This is a genomic window from Alcanivorax xiamenensis (assembly GCF_009846745.1).
GTDB classification, from domain to species: Bacteria; Pseudomonadota; Gammaproteobacteria; order Pseudomonadales; family Alcanivoracaceae; genus Alloalcanivorax; species Alloalcanivorax xiamenensis.
Genome location: NZ_AQPF01000005.1, coordinates 165,105 through 187,089, shown reverse-complemented (window position 1 = coordinate 187,089; position 21,985 = coordinate 165,105). Strand labels below are relative to the sequence as shown.

Sequence of the window (21,985 nt, the reverse complement as noted above, 5' to 3'; positions counted from 1 at the left end):
AAGCGCACAACAGCGCGCACAGTGTTTTCAGACATTGCATGGATGTCTCTCCATTAAGTTGCGGCGGATAATCAGAATTTCATTGTCAGACTCAGACGCGCGGTGCGGCCTGGTGCCGGCACCAGACCAAGACTCAGGGCATCCAGGTAGTACTGGTCGGTCAGATTATCGATGTTGAAATCGATGGTCAGGGATTCGTCGTATTGCCAACTGGCGTATACGTCCACCAGCCGGTAGTCATGCCAGGGCACCGGCCGGTTGAAGCCACGGGAAGTGTCGTCATTGAACGGCGGAGTCGGGGTGCGCTGACCCATGAAGGTGACGCGGGAGCCGATGTCCAGACGCCGTTTGAAAAGGCGCGCGCCCAGGGTGGCGCTGGCATGCCACTTTGGCGGGATCATGTTATTGAAATAGGAATTGGCCACACCGTAGTCATTGCAACGTTCGCGCCGGTAGCTACCGTAGTGACAAACCTCTATATGGTCGTACTTGGTACCGCCGAGTTTGGTATAAGCAAAACCGGCGTCATACTCCAGAGCCAGTTCGGTACCGTGCAGTGTCACGCTGTCGATATTGCGCATAACGAAGATCTGGTTGCCTTCTTCCCATACGTTCTGAGACGTCCTCGTCAGGTAATCGTGGGTAACGTTGCGAAAACGCGATAACTTCAGCGCCAGGCGATCATCATTCAGGAACAGGTCGCGCTGTAGAATGTTCAAGCCAATCTCTCTGTTGACGGCACGTTCAGGCTTTAACGGGACATCAAGCGCCGGTTGTACCGACCAGCCCTGGGTAGCCTCGAACAGGCTGGGCATACGCAGGCCCTCGGCATACCGGGCGTAGAACTGTACACCGTTCATCCAGGGCTCCCAGCTCACACTGACCACCGGAGCGCTACCGCTGTTGCGGGTGCGGTAACGGATCGGGTCGCAGGCGCCGTCGCCGTTGTTGTCCACGCAGAAAACGCTTTCGACATAAACGGTATCGATGACGTTGCCGTCATCGTCGTAGAGATTCTCTTCCCGGCCTTGTGGCACCACCAGTTTGTGATCGTCGGTTTCCGCGCGCAGATAGCGGATGCCCGCGTCCAGGGTCACGGTAGGATGTGGTTGCCATTGCCAGTTAAGAAAAGCGCTCAGTTCAGTGCGGTCGCCGATGCGGCCGAACCCCGCGTTGCTGATCGAGGTGTCGCCGTCACTGGCAGGAATATCGGTGTCGATTTCTTCTCTTTGCGCGGTAAAACCGTAGCTGAAGGTATGCCGCCCCCAGCGGTTGAGCAGCATCTCGTTGCTCAGATCACCCCCCCAACGGTCGTAACGCTCTGGCCTGGGTGTGTCTGAAAAGCCTTCATAGATGTCCTCGGAATAACTGCGGTTTACCGTGCGGGTATGGGTGTGCCACAGGTTGAAATCCAGATTTAGCCAGTTTTTGTCAATTGGATTCAGGTTGTAGCGGCTGGTATAGGTATGCGCGGTGACGGTGCTGTTGTCGGTCTGCTTGATCTGATCGAGCCAGATCAGTTGAGAAGGCATCAGTTCGCCGTATTCGCTGTCGTAGCGCTGGTACCCCAGTTCCCAGGTCTGATCTTCACTGAGGTAAAGATTACTTTTCAGCAGCAGGGTGTTGCTGCGGTTATTGCTGTTGACCACCCGTTCCTCGCCGCGAAAACGGGCGACGCCGTCGCGTATCGCCGTGACTTCGGTATAGAAGGGTAATGGCCGGTAGTTAAACTCCACCTCCGGGGTGGGACCGTGAGAGCCGGTGTAGTAATTGCCTTGATTCCTTTGTGCATAGGCGGCGATAAGGTCGAACCTCTCGAAACGCTTTGCTACCGCCAAACTGCCCGCCCAACTGCGCATATCCATCAATGATGGGCGGTTCATGCCAGATGTCGCGCCAAAGCTGTCCGGCAATGCGTGTTCGCCCTCGCAAAGCGCGGGATGGGCGCAGTCTGTCCGGTAAGTGCGACCGGTGCCATTAAGACCGGCCGCGGTGCCGGAAGGCGGTGGCGAACTGCTGTTGCCCATGACACTGCCGCGTAACCGGATGCCCCAGTCCTTGCCGGGTTTGATGATGTCATTGGCGCCGATGGTGCGCATGCTGACCACGCCACCAGTGGCGCCGGTGCCGTCGGCGCTCATTACTGGCCCTTTTTGCACCTCGATCTCGGAGATCAGGTCCGGGTCCAGATAGGTGCGCGAGGAAACGCCGGCGTAGCCTCGGTAAACGGTGGTTTCCTGACGGGCTCCGTCGACCACCACCGGAACCCGCCCCTGGCCCTGCATGCCGCGAATATTGATATCCAGGCCGCCGCTGTTGCGATTCTCGCCCACCAGTACGCCGGGAGTGCCCTGGAAAATATCGCCCACCGAGGTGCCTCGAAATCGCTCGATCTCCTTTTGTTCGATAACGTTGACCGAGCCGGCGGTGCGGTATACCTGATCGGCCGCGGTGGAATGCCCCTGCACCTGGATAGGTTGCAGTGTGAACGCATCGGCGGTGGTCTCCGGGATGGACTGGATCACCCAGGCGCCATCGCCGACCGGCACCGCTTCCAACGGGCTGTCGCGCAACAGGATCGAAAGGGCTTCGGCTGGACGGTAGTTACCGGCCAGCGCGGACACGTTGATGCCCTGTACCAGACGGTCTTCGTAGGACACAGTGACGCCAGCCTGGCGCGAGTAAAGATCAAGAACGTCCCCGAGATTACCGGCGGGCAGGCTGAACGCCACTGCTCCGGAAGCCTGTGCCGTCGCCGGCATGGGCTGCCCCAGCCAAAACAAGGTGGTGAGCAGAATCAGAAAGGACTTGAAAGGTTGCGGCATCGAAACGGTTTCCTTTTCTCCGGCCATGTATTGTCTGAGCCGAACGAAATCGGAAAACCCGTAAACGAAAATGAGAATTTTTTGAACTGGAGGCCGCGTCATCGATAGTCCCGCGGCATGAGCCAGTCAGGGGCATGATCTGGTTTTCGGAAATGTAACCCGAGGGGGGGGCTTTTTCGGCGGAGAACAGCCTGCCAGTGCCTGTCGTCAGGCGTTCCGTACTGGCACGATTTCGGCCCACCAGCGAGTGAAGTAGCGGACTTCCGCGTTGGCGGAACGGGCCATGGCTTCCAGGGCGAGCCCGGTGTCGTTGAGTTGGTAGACACCGGAAGCGAGAAAGGTTTGCAGGCTGGGGTCACAACGCAGGATGCCGGTGCGGTACCGCGACAGCTCCGCCAGCAGTTCCGCCAACGGCATATTGCGGACGGAAAAAATACCCTCTACCCAGGCGCTGTAATCGAAGCGCCGGCCATCCACCGCGGTCAGGCCGGTATCACTGACGCGGAAAACCTGGCCGCTTTTAACCTGTGCTGGCGCACCGGTCAGACGCGGCCTCACCATGACGTCGCCTTCAATCACTTGCAGAAGAGTATGGTCCTGCTGCCGGCGCACCAGGAAGCGGGTGCCCAGAGTGGTGAGGGAGCCCTGTGGGAAATGCACTTGCAGTGGTCTGGCATCGGTGTCGGTATGCAGATGGATTTCGCCGCGCGACAGGTGTACATGGCGCTCGCCGTCATTGAAGCGGACTTTGATGGCGCTGTCGGTATTCAGCCAGACACGACTTCGATCCTGAAGAATGTATTGATGGCGTTCTCCTGTCCGGGTGGCGTAGTCGGCGTCGAGATGTTGCAGGACTCCCTGGTCGGTGGCCAGCCAGCCAAGGCTGGACAGACCCAGCGCGGAACCGGTGATCACACAGAGAGCCTGCCGGCGGCTCAGCCGGCGCCTTTCCTCATCGGTCCGGTGTAAGGTAGTGCGCGCCAAGGCCGGCGCCTTGCCAGCGGCATCGTGAAAGACACTGTCCAGTTTACCAAGACGCTGCCAGGCCAATTCATGGGCGGGATCGGCATCGCGCCAATGGCGGCAGGCTTGCTCATCCGACGGTCGTGCCAGACCAGACTCCAGACGAATACGCCAGGCGATGGCGGTTTTGATCACCGATTCAGTTAGCGAGGGCGCGTTTGCTCCAGCGCCTGATGGGTTGGGGCGATGGTGTGTCATAAAGCCGGCCGCTCCCCATAGGCGGCGATGTAGCATTTGAGCATGGCCTTGGCCATGTATTTCTCCACCGACGACAAACTGATGCCGAGCTGCTCGGCGATCTTCCGATAGGGAAGCCCGTCCAGACGTGACATCAGGAAGGTTTTCTTCTCGATCGGCCGCAGACCGTCCAGCAGCGTGTCGATACGTTCCAATAGTTGCAGCAATTCCCACTGATCTTCGGGGGACGGCTGCTCCTGCTCGGGCAGGGCGGTCAGCAAGGCCAGATAATTTCGTTCCAGTATTTGGCGCCGGGCCTGATCAACGGCCAGGTTGCCGGCGGTTTTCGCCAGCCAGGCGCGGGCGTTGCGGATGCCATTCGGAAGCATCGGGCGGTCCAACAAGCGCATGAACGTATCGTGCGCCAGATCCTGGGCATTGTCGGCGCCGCGGGTGCGTTTCAGCAACCAGCGGACCAGCCAGGCATGATGCTCTTGATAGAGTTTGGAAAATCCCGCTTGTTCAGACGTATCGCCATCCACGGTCAAGTGCCCCCGGTTTTCCCAAGCCAGTACGAAGCAAGAGGGTTCACATTAAATGAAAGTGATTCTCATTACAATGCGAAATTGAGAACAACCGTGGAAGGCGTAGAGCGTAGCGGCGGTTCGGGGGCCGACCGAACCAAGACGCTCGGCCCGGACCGCCGAGTCCTACTGCTTTTAATCCGCACCGTTACCTGATCAAAAGGGGCACGCCGGTGGCATGGTCATGTCAGCCGGGTGTCTACCGGTGCCCAGCCCGGCTGATAAACAGTCGGGCTGGGCACCGCCGGGTTCACGGTAAACGGGTATGAGCAGGGAAAATGTAGGGGATATAGTTGAAAGTCCATTCTGGCCGTTCGGTTATCCCGAATGACCAGAGCAGCCCTTCGCCGAGATTGGGGCGTGCGCCTTCCCCGTTCCAGCCATAGAGTGTGGCGGGGGTTTCAAGCACCAGCGAGAAGGTCACCGTGGTCCCTTTGTTTATTACCTGGCCGTCGCGGAGACCTTCGAAGGCAATCTTGTATTCCTGCTCCGCGCTGATTCCCGTGGAGAGTGCCTGTAGATCGCTGATGGTGTAATCCTGATCGAATGCCGTGAGCTGGTAGGTATCAAGAATATAGCGTTGTTCCGGCTCGAGAAAGGACTCAAAGAACGGGAATGCGGAACCCTTTTTGAACCGGTATGGGAATACTTGCTGTTTTGCATAGTCAGGGGCGGATTCCAATGGTTGTTGCAGGCTGGAGCGATGGGATGAGGTCCGCTCCAGCAGCATGGTGGGGTAATCTTCGCGATTCACCGCGGGTATGGTGAAGTTGAAGGGACCAGTGGTGTCAATACCGTCACTGACCAGTAGTTGTAATCTGTAAGTTGCTGCATTGGCGGGGGCCAGATTGAGGTTACTACAGGTCCAGTTACGTAAGCCTATTACTGCCTCATAGAGTTTTTCCATGGTGTCGTAGGGGCCCTGAGCGTCATAGACATAGCCATTTCCGCACAGGCCGGGCATATAGCGGTCGGGTAAGCCATTCCCTGTTGTGGATGAAGCGAATTGATGTTCTTCGCCAGGATTGAGCAGCGACCACAGATAGGTCAGTTGATCACCATCGGGATCATAGGCATCAGCGACCAGTTCCACCGAATTATGGAAAGGCATGAACGCCGTATTGTCAGTGCCCAGGGAAGGTGGGGTGACCGGGTAAACCACCAGGGGTTGTGATGCGCTAAATTGATTGTCCACTATTGCCGGGCGTGCAACTGGTGCATTGTTCGTGGCCTTGGCGAACACCATGAACCGGGTTGGTGTGCTGGAGAAACCGTGACTGTCGGTAACCACCAGTTCCACGTGATAAGGGCCTGCCTTGTCGGCTACAAAACTGGGAAAAGCGGTATCGGTTTTAGACAGGCTGGCTTCACTGCCGTCCGGTCGGCTGATCAATTCCCAGTGGTAGGTTAGCCGATTGTCGTCGGGGTCGGTGCTGCCTTCTCCGTCGAGATTGACCGTCTGGCCGATGCCGATAGCCGTGCCCACACCGGTTAGTTCAACCTTGGCGATAGGGGGACGGTTTGCACCCGTGAGGGCGGTGTAGGTCTGGATTACCGGGTCGCTCCATAGCTCACCGTCGAAGACCTGAAGCTCAATCTCATAATCCCCCGCAACACTGAGGGTGATACTCATGGAAGGGGCTTCGGGGGTGCCATATTGCCCGATCACCATATCCTTCTCCGGGTCAAAGCCGTTTGGGTAACTTACCAGACGCCATTTCTTGCCGATGTTATGTACTGCGTAGGGCGGGTTTTCCTGGTCATAGGAATAGGTCGAGGTGGGGCTGATATTGGAACCGAGCTCTATTTCAAAGGTTTTTCCCCAGTTAGGAGTCAGCGCTGCCACCGGCTTGGTATTGACGTGGCCGGCGGGCAATTGATCGACGACGACTCGTACCGTATCGGTACTGACGGAGGTGCCGTCATAGACCTGCAACCATAGCGAATAAGAGCCAACCATATCAGGCACGAATGACGGGGTAGCGGTGTCGGCGTTTGTCAGCGTGGCTTGGGATCCCGGCGGCAACAGGCCAGTGGTAATGCTTGGGCTGACACCAAAGCCCCAGCGGTACTGAAGAGCGTTTCCATCCGGATCATAGCTGCCACTACCATCCAGGTGCACCCGTTCTCCAAGTGTCCGTCCCTCCAGAGTGTCTCCAGCGTCCGCCACGGGGAGCCCGTTGGCTTTGGACGCGGTCAGCTCCAGGACGGTCGGTTCGCTGGTTTTGTCGTCATAGCTGACTTGCAAGGAAAAAGTATAAGTGCCCTCCACGTCAGCTGTGAAACGGGGCATGACATAGGTGCCGTCGTCGAGAGTGGCGGAGCTGCTTTCCGGTTGGCTTTCCAATACCCAGTGGTACTTCAGCCAGGCGCTGCTCGTCCCGGTTGGCGCCAGACTGGCGCCGCCATCCAATTGATACTGCTGTCCAACGAGAATGATGCTTGGCGCAACGGGTACCGCGATCGGGATTGAATTTGTCGCGGTGAGGTTCGCGCATTCCTGGCCGCTGGTACGGTTGCTGTCCTGGACCACCAGGCAGACCTTGTAGTCTCCCGGCAGGTCAGGCAGAAAGAGAGCAGTGGATGAATCCGCATTTTCGGGCTGTGCCGTGCTGTTGCCGGGGGCACTTGTTACCGTCCAGGAATACTGAACGGTCGTGCCTTCTACAGCGTTGCTGGCACCGGTGAGGGTGATGGATTCATCATTGCCAATATCGAATTCGGTTTGGGACGCGGTTACCGTGGCAAGCAATGCCGGTGTGCCGGAGCCACCGCCTCCACCGCCTCCGCAGGCGGTTATCAATGCTGAGATACAAAGGGGGATGGCCGCCCTTTTTAACGCGTTCATATATACTCTCCATTGGCGTGAATGGACCGTTATTTAGAAATTCCAGGTCAGGCTCAGACGTGCACTGCGCCCTGGCGCGGGTACCAGTCCAAGGCTCAGGGCATCCAGGTAGTACTGGTCGGTAAGATTGTCGATGTTGAAGTCCACGGTCAGGTCGTCGCTCAGCGCATAACTGAGATACAGATCCAGCAGGGTGTAGCGGTGCCACTGAACCGGCCCGTTAAAGCCTTGTTTCGTTTGGTCGTCGAATTCCGGGGTACGGTTGCGTTCGCCCATGAACGTGGCACGCAAACCCGTATCCAGTTTGCGTTTGAATAAACGCATGCCAAGCGTTGACGAGGCATGCCAGTTGGGAGGAATCATGTTGTTCAGATAAGAGTTGGCGATGCCGTAGTCGGTGCAGCGGTCGCGCCGGTAGCTGCCGTAATGGCACATCTCGATATGATGATAGCGAGTGCCGCTGGCTTGTAGATACCAGAAGCCGGCATCGTATTCGAGGCTGAGTTCCGTACCGAAGAACTCCGCGCTTTCAATATTACGAGTGGTGAAAAATCGCTGCCCGGAGCCTTCTTCCCATACATTGGGGCTGGTACGGGTGAGATAATCGTCAATACGGTTGCGAAAATAGGACAGCTTGACGCGGAAACGGTCATCAGGCTGGATCAGACCATCCTTGAGAAAAGCTACCCCGACCTCTTTATTATGTGCTCTTTCCGGTTTCAGATTGACATCCAGAGCTGGAGCGGTGGAAAAGCCGGACGTGCCCTCGAACAGGCTTGGCATGCGCAAAGCCTCCGCATAGCGGCCATAGAATCGCAGGCCGCGTAAAGGCTCCCAGGTAATACTGTAAAGGGGCGCGCTGCCAGAATGCTTATTCTTGTAATGGAGCAAATCGCATTCGCCATCACCGTCACCATCCTCGCAGAAGGAACTGCCTTCTTGAACGCTGGTGGCTTTGTTGTCCTTGGAGTCGAAACGGGTATATCGGATTCCTGCGTCGATAGTTACGCTGGCCACCGGTTTCCACTGCATATTGGTGAAAGCGCTGATTTCCTGACGCTGTCCGTCGCGGCCGCTGGTGTCACCGGGGATTGCGCTGACATCGGCGTTCACCGATCGGGTGGTGAGTTTTTCATCCTGCCAGGCAAGGCCATAGTCGAATTTCATGTTGGCGGCAACAAGCCGGGAAGTGTTACTGATGTCGCTTCCCCAACGCCGGTAATTCTCTTTTTCGTCGCTGCCGAAATCCAGTTCGTTGGAATAGTTAGCGTTTTGCTGGTCTGTATCGGTATGCCAGAGATTGGCTTTAAAATCGATTAAATCGGTGTTGATGGGCTGCCAGCGATAGCGGCTGGTGTAGGTATTGGCTTCGGCCCGGCTGCCTTCAGTCTCGCGGATTTCACCGAGCCAAAGAAGCTGGGATGGCATCATCTCGCCGTATACGCTTTTGTAACGCAGCCAGGATATCTCCAGGGACTGATCCGCGGGTAGATAGAGGAGGCTTTTCAATAGCAATGAGCGGCTTTCGTAATGGGTATTGGCGATACGCTCACCGGCGCGGAACCGCGTGGCGCCACTGAGGGCGGGGCGAACTTCGGTCCAGAAGCCGCGATCATAGCGTTCGCTAAGATCGAGCTTCGGGGTTGGACCGTTTTTGCCGGCATAGTAGTTGCCTTGCCGGCGCTGCGCATAGGCGGCCACCAGATCCAGCTTCTCGAAGCTCTTGGCCAGTGCCAGACTCCCGGACCAGCCTTTCATGTCAAGCAGCCCCGGGCGATTCATGGTATCGGTTGGACCGTACACCCGGCTGAGATCGTAAGGACCTTGGCACAGTTCCGCGGTCACGCAGTCAACCCGATAGGTTGTGCTGTCCTCTCCGGATAAGCCGTTCACGTTGTAACCGGAGCTGCCGCCAACGGTTGCACGGCTGCCGGAGTTATTGCCGAGAGCACTGCCTCTCAGACGGATACCCCAGTCCTTGCCGGGCTTGATGATGTCACTGGGTTTCAGCGTGCTCATACTGACCACGCCGCCAGTGGCGCCGGTGCCTTCCGCGGTCATTACCGGACCTTTTTCGATGCGCACCGAACTGATCAGATCCGGGTCGATGTAACTGCGGCTGGAAACGCCCGAGTAACCGCGGTAAACCGTGGTCTCCTGGCGGGCTCCGTCGACCAGTACCGGCACCCGTCCTTGTCCCTGCATGCCCCTGATGTTCAGATCGAGGCCGCCAGAATTACGGTTTTCACCCACCAGGACACCAGCGGTGCCTTGAAAAATATCGCCCACCGAGGTGCCTCGAAACCGTTCGATCTCCTTACGTTCGATGACGTTCACGGATCCGGCCGCCCGGTACGCCTGGTCTTTGGCGCTGGATCGGCCCTGGACCTGGATCGGCTCCAGTACCAGCGCATCGCCGGCGGGCACGGAGTAGATCACCGCGGCGTTGTGGCCAGTGCCGCGCCAAATCAGCTCGGTGCCTTCCAGCAGGCGGGTGAGAGCCTGCTCTGGAGAAAGAGTGCCAATCACCTGGCGCGATTGACGCTGGCTGGCAAGTTCGGAAGCCACGGAAATCTGCCAGCCGGACTGGCGTGAAAAAGCATTGATGGCGGAAGCGAGGGGCTGCGCCGGAATGTTGAACGGATGCAGGGTCCGGTCGTTGGCTTCGATGCCGGAAACGGGCACCGATTGCGCCAGGGTTGGCATTGGCAGAACAGTACCGATACCAGCAAGCAGCAGGCAGCGTGTCAGCAGCTGCATCATGTGAGGCTCCTGTCTTGAAACCGAGAATGAGATCGATTCTCTTAAAGTTCAAAGACGGAGAGCCCGACGAATTTTCCCAACTATTGAGGTTTTTTTTAAAAAAACGTTTTAAAAAGGCCCCGGCCGTGGCCGGGGAGAATGGACGCTAATCGGAGATGATCCGTAACAGCGGTGACAAGGACAGCAAATGACCTTGATGAGTGGCGATCAGATTGTCCAAAGCCTGATCAGGGGTGGAAAGATCATAAACGCCGGTGACGCGTTTCGTGGCGAGGGTCTTGTCGGCCAGGAAAATATGGCCTCGGTGATAACGTTGCAACGTGGCGACCACATCGGCGACGGTGGCACCGTTTACGAACAACCGGTTGCCGCGCCAACCGGCCACATCCTCGGTGGCCAGAGTCGATCGCTCCAGGGTGCCGTCATGGAACAGGGAAATCTGTTCGCCAGGCTGTAGTTGGCCGAGCAAGCGCGGCGAGGATGAACCGGTCTGCTCCACCCTCACCTTGCCGCTGGCCACGCTGACGGTATCCGACAGACCGCCGATGGCGACGTTGAAACGGGTACCCAGCACGGTGACGTCAAGATCCCTTGCATGAACAACAAAGGGGCGCCCGGGGTCGGGGGTGACATCGAAGAAAGCTTCGCCACGCAGCAGTGTCACGGTACGGGTGCCGGTGTCGAAGTCGGTGCTCAGGGCGCTGTCCGCGCCGAGATGGATGGTACTGCCGTCGGCGAGGGTAAGGGTTTGGTTCACCGCGGTGCCGGTGATGTGATCCGCTTGCCAATGCAGCAACGCGGTGGGACCGACGGCCAAGAGCAGACAGGCGGCAACGGCCACCGCGCCAACCGCGCGCAACAGGCGCTGCCGGTTTGGAGTGGGGCTGGGGGCGGGAACCGGTTGCTCCCTCCCTTCAGGGGCCGCTCGCAGCAGCCGCCAGGTTTGCCGTGCGTGGCGCCAGGCCTCGACGTGGCCGGGGCCGGCGTCCAGCCAGGCCTGATGCTGTCGGTGCAGATCGGTGTTGGCGGGATCGTCCTGCAACCGCAACAGCCAGTCCATTGCCTCGCTGATGTGCTGCTCCCGGTCTGTATGCGGTGGCTCCAATGTCATCAACCCTTCCTGATGGCTGCTCGCATTGTACATGACGAATGAGGCACGGGTTTTAATCATCATCGCGGTCATCATCGGCGGCGGATTGGTTGGCCCGGTCGAGATGAAGCGCGATCCGGACCAGCCCCTGGTGCACCAGTCGTTGCGCCGTGGAGGTGGAGACATTCAGTGTTTTGGCAATATCGTGTAATCGCGCTTCGCCCAGACGATGCATCTCCAATGCCTTTCGGGTGGTCTCGGGGAGTGCTTCCAGGGCCTTGCGCACTTCATCGAGTTGTTGCGTGTTGAGCAGGCTGCGTTCCGGCTCGGGCAGGGCGCCCGGCGCCATCCAGGCGTGCAATGGCTCTTCGTCATCAGAGTGGCGATAGCGGTTTTCCAGCATCAGTCTGCGGGTCAGATCGGTGGCCAGATTGCGGACGATACGATAGAGATATTGCGCCGGCTGCCGGGGTGCGGTGGAACTGGCGAATCGCAGCCAGGCATCCTGCACCACTTCCTCCGCGGTGGCCCGGCTGCCGGTGAGTGGCGTAGCGTAGTTGATCAAGGCCGCGCGATGCTCCAGGTAGACCTTGAGTTTGTCGTTGTCGCCGTGCATGGACGATATCCCGAGCCCCCTCAAAAACGCGCTTCATGGAATTAATGGGGAAAAGACTTTATTGTTAATGAGAATTGTTGTCAATTGGCGTGTTCCCTGGCCTGACCCGAGGCTCGGACACTCTGGTGCGGCGGGTCGGCCCGGTGACGCCGTCGCCGGGATCCAGGATATTTGATGGCATTGACGAAACCGGAGGAGAACGATGGATACGGTACAGGCTCGAATGACCAACTTGTTCCTGCAGCTGGGGCTCGACGCTAGCCCGGAAGGGATCGAACGGTTTATCGCCGGACACTTCCTGCCGGCGGAGATGAATATTCTGGAGGCGCCGTTCTGGAGCGATCCCCAGAGGCAATTGCTGCGGGAACTGCTCAACAATGACGCTGAGTGGGCGGTGGTGGTGGACCAGTTGAACGAATCTCTGCATGAGGAGGACGCCTGACCGGCCGGCACGAGTGGCCATCGGCCCGATGCGGCACGGTGGAAATGGTCCGATGAAAATAAAAGTAAGATAAATTCCAATCTCGTTCGTCTTGATAGTACAGGACGGTTCAGCCGGGGTGCCGCGCGCCGCCGGGAACCGCCATCCGATCCATCAGACAGGACGAACGAGCATGTCCAATGCCCCCTTATCCACCTTCCTTAAAGATGGCACCAGCCAGGAACATGAGCGGCTCGACAAGCGCATCATGACGCTGGCGCCGTTCGCGGATCGCGAGCGCTATGCGCTGTTCGTGCGCACTCAGACCCGGCTGCAGAGAGTCGCCTCGCCACTCTATCAATCAGAACAGCTGGAGCAGTGGTTGCCCGGTCTCGCCGGTCGTGACCGGCTGACGGCGGCGTTGGCCGATTGTGAGGATCTGGGTGTCCCGCCGGAAGCGGTGGAAGAAGACCAGCGGGCCGCCCAAGGCGTCGGTGCCGGCGACGACTACGCCGCGCTTGGCTGGCTTTACACCGTGGAGGGTTCCAATCTGGGGGCGGCTTTCCTGCTTAAACATGCGAAAAGCGAGCTGGGGCTGTCCGAAACCTTCGGTGCCCGTCACCTGGCCGGCCATGGAGATGGGCGCGGCCTGCACTGGCGGCGGTTCAAGGAAGGCCTGGATGCGCTGATGCTTTCCCACGATGAGCGGCAACGGGCACTGCAAGGCGCGCTTGATGCCTTTGCTTTTGCCCGTCAGGGCGTGGAAGCACTGCTGGCCACCGCCGAGGTGGACGCGCAGTGAAGGGGGCGATGATGCACACCAGGGACATTGTCATCGCTGCCCTTTTCCTCTCCGCGCTGTTGGCGGGTGGACGGGTCCATGCGCAGGAGCAGCCGCGGCCGGAAAGCGGGGCTGAAACCGGGATCATGGAAGCGGCACTCACGGAAACCACCGACGGAGAGAGTCCGGGCGGAGAGGGCATGGATGATGAGGCGCGGGTGGAGGAGCCCGCGGCGCAAGTTGGTGAAGGGCCGGTGTTACCCCATGATCTGTCGCCGTGGGGAATGTATCAGGCCGCCGATCCGATCGTTAAGGCGGTGATGATCAGCTTGCTGCTGGCGTCGCTGCTGACCTGGACGGTCTGGGTTTTCAAGCTGGCGCAGTTGTTTAGCGCGCGCCGTCGCGCCGGTCGTGTGCTGGCCGCCTTGGTCGAGGCGCCGGATTTTGCCGACGGTGCCCGCCATGCGGTTATCCGTAAAGGCGATGGCGCGACGCTGGTGCGTGCCGCCGAACACGAATTGGTGTTGTCCTCCGGTGGGCCGGTCACCGACGAAGGACTCAAGGAACGGGTGGCGGCGCGTCTGGACCGGGTCCAGGTAGCGGCTGGTTCTCACATGAACAAGGGCACCGGTGTTCTGGCGACCATTGGCGCGGTGGCTCCGTTTGTCGGTTTGTTCGGCACGGTATGGGGCATCATGAACAGCTTCATCGGTATCGCCCGCACCCAGACCACCAATCTGGCGGTGGTGGCGCCGGGTATCGCCGAAGCTTTGCTGGCCACCGGCATCGGGCTGGTGGCGGCGATACCGGCGGTGATCATCTACAACCATTTCGCCCGCTCGATTAGCCGTTACCGTGCTTTGCTGGGGGATATCGCCACCGCCCTGATGACGTTGATCAGCCGGGACCTGGACCGCCATCATCCTCGGGCCCGTGCCCTGGCGTCGGTGGACAAGGAGGCCGCGCCGGGTGTGGTGACGCTGCAGCGGAGCGGCGGCTGATGGCGTTCAAACTACAGGGCGATGACGCTTCCGAGCTGCCGGACAACCACGATATCAACGTCACGCCGTTCATCGATGTGATGCTGGTGCTATTGATCATCTTCATGGTGGCGGCGCCGCTCGCCACGGTCAGCGTGCCGGTGGATTTGCCGGCGGCGGTGGCCGAGCCGCGCCCGGAGGAGCCGAAGCCGCTATACCTCAGTGTGCAATCCGATCTGACCCTGACGCTGGGGCAGGATCAGGTGGTGACGCTGGATACGCTGGTTCCGGCCTTGCGTGATGCCTTGCCGGATCAGGAGCAGCGCATTCTGCTGCGCGCCGACAAGAGCGTGCCCTATGGTGAATTGATGAGGGTGATGAACCGGCTCAGTGAAGCCGGATACCTGAAAATCGCCCTGATCGGCGCGGACAAACCCGCGGATTCTACCCCATGACGTTGTTGGCGGGACCCGTTGCGAACGCCAATGGCCGGCGTGGGGGGGGGCGATGCTGGTGGCGGCGCTGGCGCATGGGCTGGCGGTGTGGCTGTGGCTGTGGCATCCCCGTCAGGAGGTGCCGGTACTGCCGGCAGCGGCACCTCAGGTGGTGGAAGTGACCTTGATCGCGGCTCCAGAGTCGCCGGAGGCGCTGCCGCCAGGTCCGAAGCAGGTGGAGGCGGCACCCTCGGAACCGGAACCGGTGGTGGAGCCGGAACCGGAGCCCGAACCCGAGCCGCCGCCACCGGTGCCGAAGGTCAAAGCGGAAGTGGCGTTGCGGGAGAAACCCGAACCGCCGAAGGAGAAACCGGAACCGAAACCGGAAAAGAAACAGACTCAGCCGGAGCGAAAGGTCTCGCAGCAGTCATCCGAGCAGGCCGCGCCGCAAACCTCGGCCCCGGTGGCGGTGCCTGACGCGCAACCTGGTGAGGTGGCGGGGGCGCCGTCCATTGGCGCGCCGAGCCAGAGCGAAATCAACGCTCGCCAGCGCTGGCAGAGCCTGCTGCAGGCTCATCTGGATCGGCGCAAACGGTATCCAAGGCAAGCGCGAATGCGCCAGCAGCAGGGCGTGCCCTGGGTGTCGTTCATCATGAACCGGGAGGGCAAGGTGCTGAGCGTGTCGCTGGCCCGCTCCAGTGGCGTGGATTCTCTGGATAAGGAGACTCTTGCTCTGGTGCATCGTGCCGAGCCTTTGCCGACACCACCAGCGGAGGTGCAAGGGGACAAGCTCACACTGACGGTGCCGGTGGAGTTCTTCATGGATCGCTGATGCCGGGTATTGGTCTCTCGGTTTTTAATATTGAGAATTGTTATCATTCATTGGGGCGGGCTGTTGGGGCCGCGCCCCCTGGTTCGTCTTACTTCAGGGATGCCGATCAACGGATAGGTGAAGACATGATGAGAAACGTTTTCTTGGGGCTGGCGCTGTGTGCGACGTGCTGGGCCCATGCCGGAGAACCGCGGCAGGATACGGCGGCGGCGCAGAGAGTGGTGGCGGCGGGTGGGGAAATCACCGAAATCGTCTATGCGCTGGAGGCCGGGGACCGGCTGGTGGGGGTGGACACCACCAGCAACTACCCCGCCGAGGCCGCCGCCCTGCCAAAAGTCGGTTACGTTCGCGCCTTGCCGGTGGAAGGCATCATGAGCTTGCGGCCGGATGTGATTCTGCTGGCCGGCGAGGCAGGTCCGCCGCAGGCGGTCTCTCAGTTGCAAGGGCTGGCCCGGGTGGAACCGATCGATTCGCGATGGAGCCGGGCGGGGCTGTTCGCCCGCATTGAACGGATCGGTGACGTGTTGGGGCACACCGACCGGGCCAGGTCTCTGAAGCAGTCGCTGCAACAGCGTTTTGATCAGGTGGATCAGAGGCTGCCGCTGGCGGCGCCGCCGCGTACCCTGTTTCTCCTGTCCGCCGGCCGGCGTGGCACCCAGATCGCCGGGGCGGAAACCCAGGCGCAAGCGCTGCTGGATGACCTCGGCCTGCCCAATGCCGCCGACGGCACGGGTTTTAAACCGGTCAGCGCGGAGGCACTGGTCGCTCTGGATCCGGAGCTGATCATCGTCGCCGAAACCGTGCCGGGCAGTTTCCACCGGCAGGACTGGCCGCTGCTGGAGCAAACCCGGGCGGCGCGATCCGGCCGTATTCTGGTGGCCGACGCCATGTTGCTGCTGGGTTTCGGTCCGCGCATGCCGGAAGCGTTGAACCAGGTGTTGGATGTGGCGCAGGGCCAGGGCGACGGGCAGTGATGAGCCCGGACCCCCGGCGCTGGCCAGTGGCGCCGACGTTGACCGGCCTGGCACTGCTGCTGTTGATCGGCATGGTGCTGGCGATGTTGAGCGGGCCGATGACGGTGTCCGTGGCGCAACTGTGGCAAGGGCTGTGGTCCTCCTCCTCGGAGCCGGGCTATCTGGTGATCCGCGATTTGCGTCTACCGCGTATTGTCATGGGCGCGTTGGTCGGGGGCGCGTTGGCGTCCACCGGCGCGGTGCTTCAGGGCCTGTTTCGTAATCCGCTGGCGGATCCCGGTTTGATCGGCATCTCCGCCGGAGCCGCCCTTGGCGCGGTAGCGGTGATCGTGCTCGGCGCCAACTTGGCGGCCGCCTGGGAGATCCGCCTGCCGACTCAGTCGATTCCGGTCGCCGCCTTTCTGGGGGCGCTGGTCACTACCATGCTGATCTGGAGAGTGGCCAGCCGTGGCGGCGTCACCCAGGTGTCGATGCTGTTGCTGGCGGGCATCGCCATAGGTGCCATTGCCATGGCGCTGACCGGTCTGCTCACGTTCATGGCGGACGATCACCAACTGCGTACCCTGACGTTCTGGAGCATGGGTTCCCTGGCGCACAGCCGCTGGCAGGACGTGGCACTGGCGGCGCCCTGGCTACTGTCGGGTATCGTGCTGCTGCCGCTGCTGGCACGGCCGTTGAACGCACTGATTCTGGGGGAGGAGGCCGCCGTTCATCTGGGTTTTTCGGTGCCCTGGGTGAAGCGGGGGGCGATCCTGTTGAGCGCGGTGTCGGTGGGCGCGGCGGTGGCCGCCGCCGGACAGATCAGTTTTGTCGGCCTGATGGCGCCGCATCTGGTGCGCTTGCTGTTGGGCGTGGACCACCGCTGGCTGATTCCCGGCTCCGCCGCCATGGGCGCATTGCTGATGGTGTTCGCCGATGTGCTGGCGCGCCTCCTGGTGGTGCCGGCGGAACTTCCCATCGGCCTGGTGATGGCGTTGCTCGGCGGCCCGTTCTTCCTGTTTTTGTTGTTGCGGCAGAGGCCGTTGTGAGGGGAGGGCAATGAACGAACCCTTGTTGCGGATCCATAATTTATCCGTGCATGCGGCGGGGCGGGCGCTGTTGCGTGAAGTCAATTTCAGCGCGCGGGCCGGTGAGTGCGTGGCCTTGCTCGGGCCCAATGGCGCTGGCAAATCAACATTGCTGCGCGCGTTGTCCGGTGTCGCGCCAGTGGCCCGCGATACGGTGTGGTTGCGAGGCCGGTCGTTGGAAAACTGGTCCGCCGGGGAACTGGCGCGATTCCGCGCGGTGATGTCGCAGCAATCTTCGGTGGCGTTTCCAATTCGCGCTGATGAAGTGGTGGCTTTGGGATTGCCCGGTCGCCGGGCCGGTAACCTCCACGATCCGCTGGTGGGCGAGTTGTTGGAGTGGCTGGAAGTGGCCCCCTTGCGAGCGCGTGCCTACCCGTCACTGTCCGGTGGCGAACAGCAGCGGGTGCAACTGGCGCGAGTTCTGGCCCAGATCTGGGATGCCGAGGGGCCGCGATTGTTGTTGTTGGATGAGAGCACCTCGGCGCTGGACCCGGCCCAACAATATCTGACCGTGGAGAAGCTCTCCGCGCTGGCCGCCGGCGGCGACTGCCTGGTGGTTCTGGTTTGTCATGACCTGGCCCTGGCGGGCGCTTTCGCGTCCCGGGTACTGATGCTGCAGGATGGCGTCCTGGTGGCGGACGGCACGCCGGACAAGGTGCTTTCGCCGCGGCGGTTGGCCGAGGTGTATGGACTGGACAGTTGCCGCGTTGACCTGGATACCGGTACCTCCCTGCACATTCATGGTGCGCTCCGGCGCGCTCCACGGCCGCCGGGACGGTCGCCGGGAACGCGGTGAGCGGCTTTTCCTTAATTGCTATGCATTCCTGTTTGCAAATGAATCTCGATTGCGTTCATTATAGGGGGACGATCCGGGCGGCCCCGGTTTGGGGCATTGGAGGAGTGAGTGATGCTTGGGAAGGCGATTCCACCGGTCTTGGTTCACGTGGCCGGCGCGGCGCTGATCATGCTGTCGTTGGTGACGCCAGCGCTGGCCGGGGACAGGTTCAAGGTGGTCACCACCTTCACCGTGATCGCCGACATCGCCCGCAATGTGGCAGGAGAGGCCGCCACGGTGGAGTCCATCGTCAAACCGGGAGCGGAGATTCACAACTATCAGCCCACGCCTGGTGATATCAAACGTGCCCAGGGGGCACATCTGATTCTCTGGAACGGTTTGAATCTGGAGTCGTGGTTCGAACGTTTCTTCCGCCATTTGCGGGATGTGCCCGGCGTGGTGGTGTCGGACGGGATCACGCCGCTGGGTATCGGTGAGGGCCCCTACAGCGGTAAACCCAATCCCCATGCCTGGATGTCCCCTGACTCGGCACTGATTTACGTGGATAACATCCGTGATGCGCTGGTGCGTTACGACCCGGATCATGCGGACGTCTACCGGCGCAACGCCGAGCAATACAAAGCCCGTATCCGGGCGCTGGTCGAACCGATTCGGGAGCAACTGGCGGCGGTGCCGGAGGCCCGGCGCTGGCTGGTTACCAGCGAGGGCGCGTTCTCTTATCTGGCCCGTGACTTTGGCCTGAAGGAGCTGTATCTGTGGCCGATCAACGCGGACCAGCAGGGCACGCCCCAGCAGGTCCGCAAGGTGATTGATACGGTCAGGACGGAAAATATCCCGGTGGTGTTTTCCGAAAGCACCGTATCCGCCTCGCCGGCTCGTCAGGTGGCGCGGGAAACCGGCGCGGCCTATGGCGGCGTGCTCTATGTGGACTCCCTCAGCGGCCCGGACGGTCCGGTGCCCTCTTATCTGGATCTGCTGCGGGTCACCGCTGCCACCATCGCCAAAGGGCTGACTCAATGAACGCCGTTGCCGCCAGCCTTGCCGAATGCATCGCCCACCAGCATGGCGAGGGGATTGCCGTACAGCATGCCACCGTCACTTACCGCAATGGCCATACCGCGCTGCGTGATGCCAGTTTCCGTATCCCGCGTGGCACCATCGCGGCGCTGGTCGGCGTCAATGGTTCGGGAAAGTCCACGCTGTTCAAATCGATCATGGGTTTCGTGCGTTTGGCCCGGGGCGACATCCGTGTGCTCGGCATGCCGATCCGGCAGGCTCTGCGGCGCAATCTGGTGGCCTATGTGCCGCAGGCGGAAGAGGTGGACTGGAATTTTCCGGTGCTGGTGGAAGATGTGGTGATGATGGGGCGGTACGGACATATGGGGCTGCTGCGCCGGGCCCGCGCCGCCGACCACCAGGCGGTGGAGACAGCGCTGGCGCGGGTGAATATGGCCGACTTCCGCCAACGGCAGATCGGCGAGCTGTCCGGGGGGCAGAAAAAACGGGTGTTCCTCGCCCGCGCGCTGGCCCAGGACGGCCAGGTGATTCTGCTCGACGAGCCCTTCACCGGTGTCGACGTGAAAACCGAGGAGCAAATCATGGCGTTGCTGCGGGAACTGCGCGAGGAAGGCCGGGTGATGTTGGTCTCCACGCATAATCTCGGCAGCGTGCCGGAGTTCTGTGATCGCACCGTTTTGATCAAGCGTACTGTTCTCGCCCACGGCCCTACCAGCGAAGTGTTTACCCAGCACAATCTGGAGCAGGCGTTTGGAGGTGTGCTGCGGCACTTCGTTGTCAATGAGGCGGGCAGCGGCGTGCCGGTTCCCATTGGTGTCTTCAGCGACGATGAACGGCCGCTGATTCTCAGGGACGGCCGGGCCTCGGCCCGTGCGACAGGGAATGGCGATAACGTATGAGTGCCTTGCTGCTGGAACCGTTCGGCTATCACTACATGGTCAACGCCATGTGGGTATCCGCTCTGGTCGGCGGCGTCTGCGCATTTCTGTCCTGTTTCCTGATGCTCAAAGGCTGGTCACTGATCGGTGACGCGCTGTCGCATTCCATCGTACCTGGCGTGGCCGGGGCCCATCTGTTTGGGTTGCCGATCTTTATAGGCGCTTTCTTTTCCGGTGGTTTGGCGGCGGCGGCCATGCTGTTTCTCAACCAACGCACCAAACTGCGGGAGGATGCGGTGATCGGCCTGATCTTTTCCGCGTTCTTCGGGTTGGGCCTGTTCATGGTTTCCCTGTCGCCCACTTCGGTGAATATTCAGACCATCGTGCTGGGCAACATTCTCGCCATCACGCCAGTGGATACCCTGCAACTGGCGCTGATCGGGCTGGTCTCCCTGGCCGTGCTGTTGATCAAATGGAAGGACCTGATGGTGACTTTCTTCGACGAGAGTCACGCGCGCTCCATCGGCCTGAACCCGGCCCGGCTCAAGATCCTGTTCTTCACCCTGCTGTCGGCATCGACGGTGGCGGCGCTGCAGACCGTGGGCGCGTTCCTGGTGATCTGCATGGTGGTAACGCCCGGCGCCACGGCTTATTTGCTCACCGATCGCTTTCCCCGATTGTTGATGATCGCGGTGGCAATTGGGTCGCTCACCAGCCTGACCGGCGCCTACATCAGCTATTTTCTCGACGGCGCCACCGGCGGTGTGATCGTGGTGCTGCAAACGCTGATCTTTCTGCTGGTGTTTATGTTGGCTCCGAAACACGGTTTGCTGGCCGCGCGCAAAAGGGCGGCACGGGCCTGCGCGGAGCCGATATGACGTTGATCGATACGCTGTTGGCGCCGTTTCAGTTCGATTTCATGATCAACGCCTTGATCATCGCCATGCTGGTGGCGATACCCATGGCGCTGCTGTCCTGTTTTCTGGTGCTCAAGGGTTGGTCACTGATGGGCGACGCCATGTCCCATGCGGTGTTTCCCGGGGTGGTGGTGTCCTATCTGATCGGTATTCCTTACGCGGTGGGCGCCTTCATCGCCGGCATGTTGTGTGCCGTGGCCACCGGCTTTCTCGACCATCACAGCCGGGTCAAACAGGACACGGTGATGGGCGTGGTGTTCGCCGGCATGTTCGGGCTGGGTCTGGTGCTGTATGTGAAGATCCAGTCGGAAGTCCATCTCGATCATATTCTGTTCGGCGACCTGCTGGGGGCCGCCGGCCCGGACCTGCTTGCCGCGGCACTGATCGCGCTGATCACCACCGGTGTGATCGGGTTGAAATGGAAGGATCTTTTACTGCACGCCTTTGATCCGGCCCAGGCCCGGGCGGTGGGATTGAAAACCGGCTGGCTGCATTACGGGCTGCTGGCGCTGATCTCCATGACCATCGTCGGGGCGCTGCAGGCGGTGGGGGTGATTCTCGCCATCGCGCTGCTGATCGCGCCCGGCGCCATCGTTTTCCTGCTGACACGCACTTTCAGCGCGATGTTGCTGCTGTCGGTGCTGGTGGCGGTATTCGGTGCTTTCAGTGGTGTTTACCTGTCTTTTTTTATCGACAGCGCGCCGGCGCCGACCATTGTGCTGATCCTGTCGGCACTGTTCGTGATCGCTTTCGTGCACGCCGGCCGCAGGACCCGGCGTCGGCAATCGTCGGAGTGGACCGGGGCACGGACCAGGGAGGCGCGCCGCCGGGAAGCGGCGGAGTGTTGTCCGTTGATTCAGAATCGACAGGGTTCCTGAGCGCTTCTATTGAAGATTCTGGCGACGGGGCAGGATTGATCGGCTGCTTGTTTGTTAATGAGAATTGATATCATCTATACTGTT

Annotated in this window: 19 protein-coding genes; 12 read left to right on the top strand and 7 right to left on the bottom strand. The window is 60.6% G+C overall.

Translation table 11 applies throughout. The features are described from left to right. Nucleotides 1-71 precede the first annotated feature (71 nt). From A6D6_RS05885 to A6D6_RS05855, 7 genes are all read right to left on the bottom strand, one after another. Nucleotides 72-2,825 carry a TonB-dependent receptor gene (locus A6D6_RS05885; protein ID WP_159660195.1) on the bottom strand — a complete coding sequence of 918 codons (2,754 nt, stop codon included), beginning with the start codon at nt 2,823-2,825 and terminating at the stop codon, nt 72-74. Between the two features lie 207 nt (nt 2,826-3,032). Next, nucleotides 3,033-4,046, bottom strand: a complete 1,014-nt coding sequence (locus A6D6_RS05880; protein ID WP_159660194.1) for a FecR domain-containing protein — start codon at nt 4,044-4,046, stop codon at nt 3,033-3,035. Beyond that, nucleotides 4,043-4,567 (bottom strand): sigma-70 family RNA polymerase sigma factor, encoded by a 525-nt coding sequence (locus A6D6_RS05875; protein ID WP_133490670.1) that lies wholly within the window; start codon nt 4,565-4,567, stop codon nt 4,043-4,045. The genes A6D6_RS05880 and A6D6_RS05875 overlap by 4 nt, the downstream gene beginning before the upstream one ends. Before the next feature lie 292 nt (nt 4,568-4,859). Then, complete coding sequence (locus tag A6D6_RS05870) at nt 4,860-7,457, bottom strand: PKD domain-containing protein (RefSeq protein ID WP_159660193.1); 2,598 nt, start codon at nt 7,455-7,457, stop codon at nt 4,860-4,862. A 33-nt stretch (nt 7,458-7,490) separates the two neighbouring features. Beyond that, nucleotides 7,491-10,220 (bottom strand): TonB-dependent receptor, encoded by a 2,730-nt coding sequence (locus A6D6_RS05865; RefSeq protein ID WP_133490473.1) that lies wholly within the window; start codon nt 10,218-10,220, stop codon nt 7,491-7,493. A gap of 145 nt (nt 10,221-10,365) precedes the next feature. After that, nucleotides 10,366-11,394: a FecR family protein gene (locus A6D6_RS05860; protein WP_159660192.1), complete on the bottom strand. Its 1,029-nt coding sequence runs from the start codon at nt 11,392-11,394 to the stop codon at nt 10,366-10,368. After that, complete coding sequence (locus tag A6D6_RS05855) at nt 11,384-11,926, bottom strand: sigma-70 family RNA polymerase sigma factor (protein ID WP_133490475.1); 543 nt, start codon at nt 11,924-11,926, stop codon at nt 11,384-11,386. The genes A6D6_RS05860 and A6D6_RS05855 overlap by 11 nt, the downstream gene beginning before the upstream one ends. Before the next feature lie 202 nt (nt 11,927-12,128). Here A6D6_RS05855 and A6D6_RS05850 point away from each other — a divergent pair, with 202 nt between their 5' ends. The 12 genes from A6D6_RS05850 to A6D6_RS05795 all read left to right on the top strand — a co-directional run bounded on the left by A6D6_RS05850 (nt 12,129) and on the right by A6D6_RS05795 (nt 21,901). Beyond that, a complete protein-coding gene (locus A6D6_RS05850) occupies nt 12,129-12,368 on the top strand; it encodes a DUF2789 domain-containing protein (protein ID WP_133490476.1) in 240 nt (79 codons plus the stop codon). 172 nt (nt 12,369-12,540) lie between these two features. Further along, nucleotides 12,541-13,149, top strand: a complete 609-nt coding sequence (locus tag A6D6_RS05845) for a biliverdin-producing heme oxygenase (RefSeq protein ID WP_133490477.1) — start codon at nt 12,541-12,543, stop codon at nt 13,147-13,149. A gap of 8 nt (nt 13,150-13,157) precedes the next feature. Beyond that, nucleotides 13,158-14,129 (top strand): tonB-system energizer ExbB, encoded by a 972-nt coding sequence (gene exbB, locus A6D6_RS05840; RefSeq protein ID WP_236564001.1) that lies wholly within the window; start codon nt 13,158-13,160, stop codon nt 14,127-14,129. Continuing rightward, nucleotides 14,129-14,563, top strand: a complete 435-nt coding sequence (gene exbD / locus A6D6_RS05835; protein ID WP_133490478.1) for a TonB system transport protein ExbD — start codon at nt 14,129-14,131, stop codon at nt 14,561-14,563. Before exbB ends, exbD begins: the two co-directional genes overlap by 1 nt. Before the next feature lie 52 nt (nt 14,564-14,615). Next, nucleotides 14,616-15,374: an energy transducer TonB family protein gene (locus tag A6D6_RS05830; RefSeq protein WP_159660191.1), complete on the top strand. Its 759-nt coding sequence runs from the start codon at nt 14,616-14,618 to the stop codon at nt 15,372-15,374. A 125-nt stretch (nt 15,375-15,499) separates the two neighbouring features. Continuing rightward, nucleotides 15,500-16,348: a heme/hemin ABC transporter substrate-binding protein gene (locus A6D6_RS05825; protein WP_159660190.1), complete on the top strand. Its 849-nt coding sequence runs from the start codon at nt 15,500-15,502 to the stop codon at nt 16,346-16,348. Further along, nucleotides 16,348-17,376 (top strand): FecCD family ABC transporter permease, encoded by a 1,029-nt coding sequence (locus tag A6D6_RS05820; protein ID WP_133490481.1) that lies wholly within the window; start codon nt 16,348-16,350, stop codon nt 17,374-17,376. The genes A6D6_RS05825 and A6D6_RS05820 overlap by 1 nt, the downstream gene beginning before the upstream one ends. Before the next feature lie 10 nt (nt 17,377-17,386). After that, entirely contained in the window at nt 17,387-18,211 is an 825-nt protein-coding gene (locus A6D6_RS05815) for a heme ABC transporter ATP-binding protein (RefSeq protein WP_133490482.1), read from the top strand. Nucleotides 18,212-18,322: 111 nt separating this feature from the next. Next, nucleotides 18,323-19,231: a metal ABC transporter substrate-binding protein gene (locus A6D6_RS05810; protein WP_159660189.1), complete on the top strand. Its 909-nt coding sequence runs from the start codon at nt 18,323-18,325 to the stop codon at nt 19,229-19,231. Next, nucleotides 19,228-20,127, top strand: a complete 900-nt coding sequence (locus A6D6_RS05805; protein ID WP_133490484.1) for a manganese/iron ABC transporter ATP-binding protein — start codon at nt 19,228-19,230, stop codon at nt 20,125-20,127. The genes A6D6_RS05810 and A6D6_RS05805 overlap by 4 nt, the downstream gene beginning before the upstream one ends. Beyond that, the gene (locus A6D6_RS05800) at nt 20,124-20,984 is read left to right on the top strand and encodes a metal ABC transporter permease (protein ID WP_159660188.1); all 861 of its coding nucleotides are present in this window, start codon (nt 20,124-20,126) and stop codon (nt 20,982-20,984) included. The genes A6D6_RS05805 and A6D6_RS05800 overlap by 4 nt, the downstream gene beginning before the upstream one ends. Beyond that, nucleotides 20,981-21,901, top strand: a complete 921-nt coding sequence (locus A6D6_RS05795) for a metal ABC transporter permease (protein WP_133490486.1) — start codon at nt 20,981-20,983, stop codon at nt 21,899-21,901. The genes A6D6_RS05800 and A6D6_RS05795 overlap by 4 nt, the downstream gene beginning before the upstream one ends. Nucleotides 21,902-21,985: the final 84 nt, after the last annotated feature.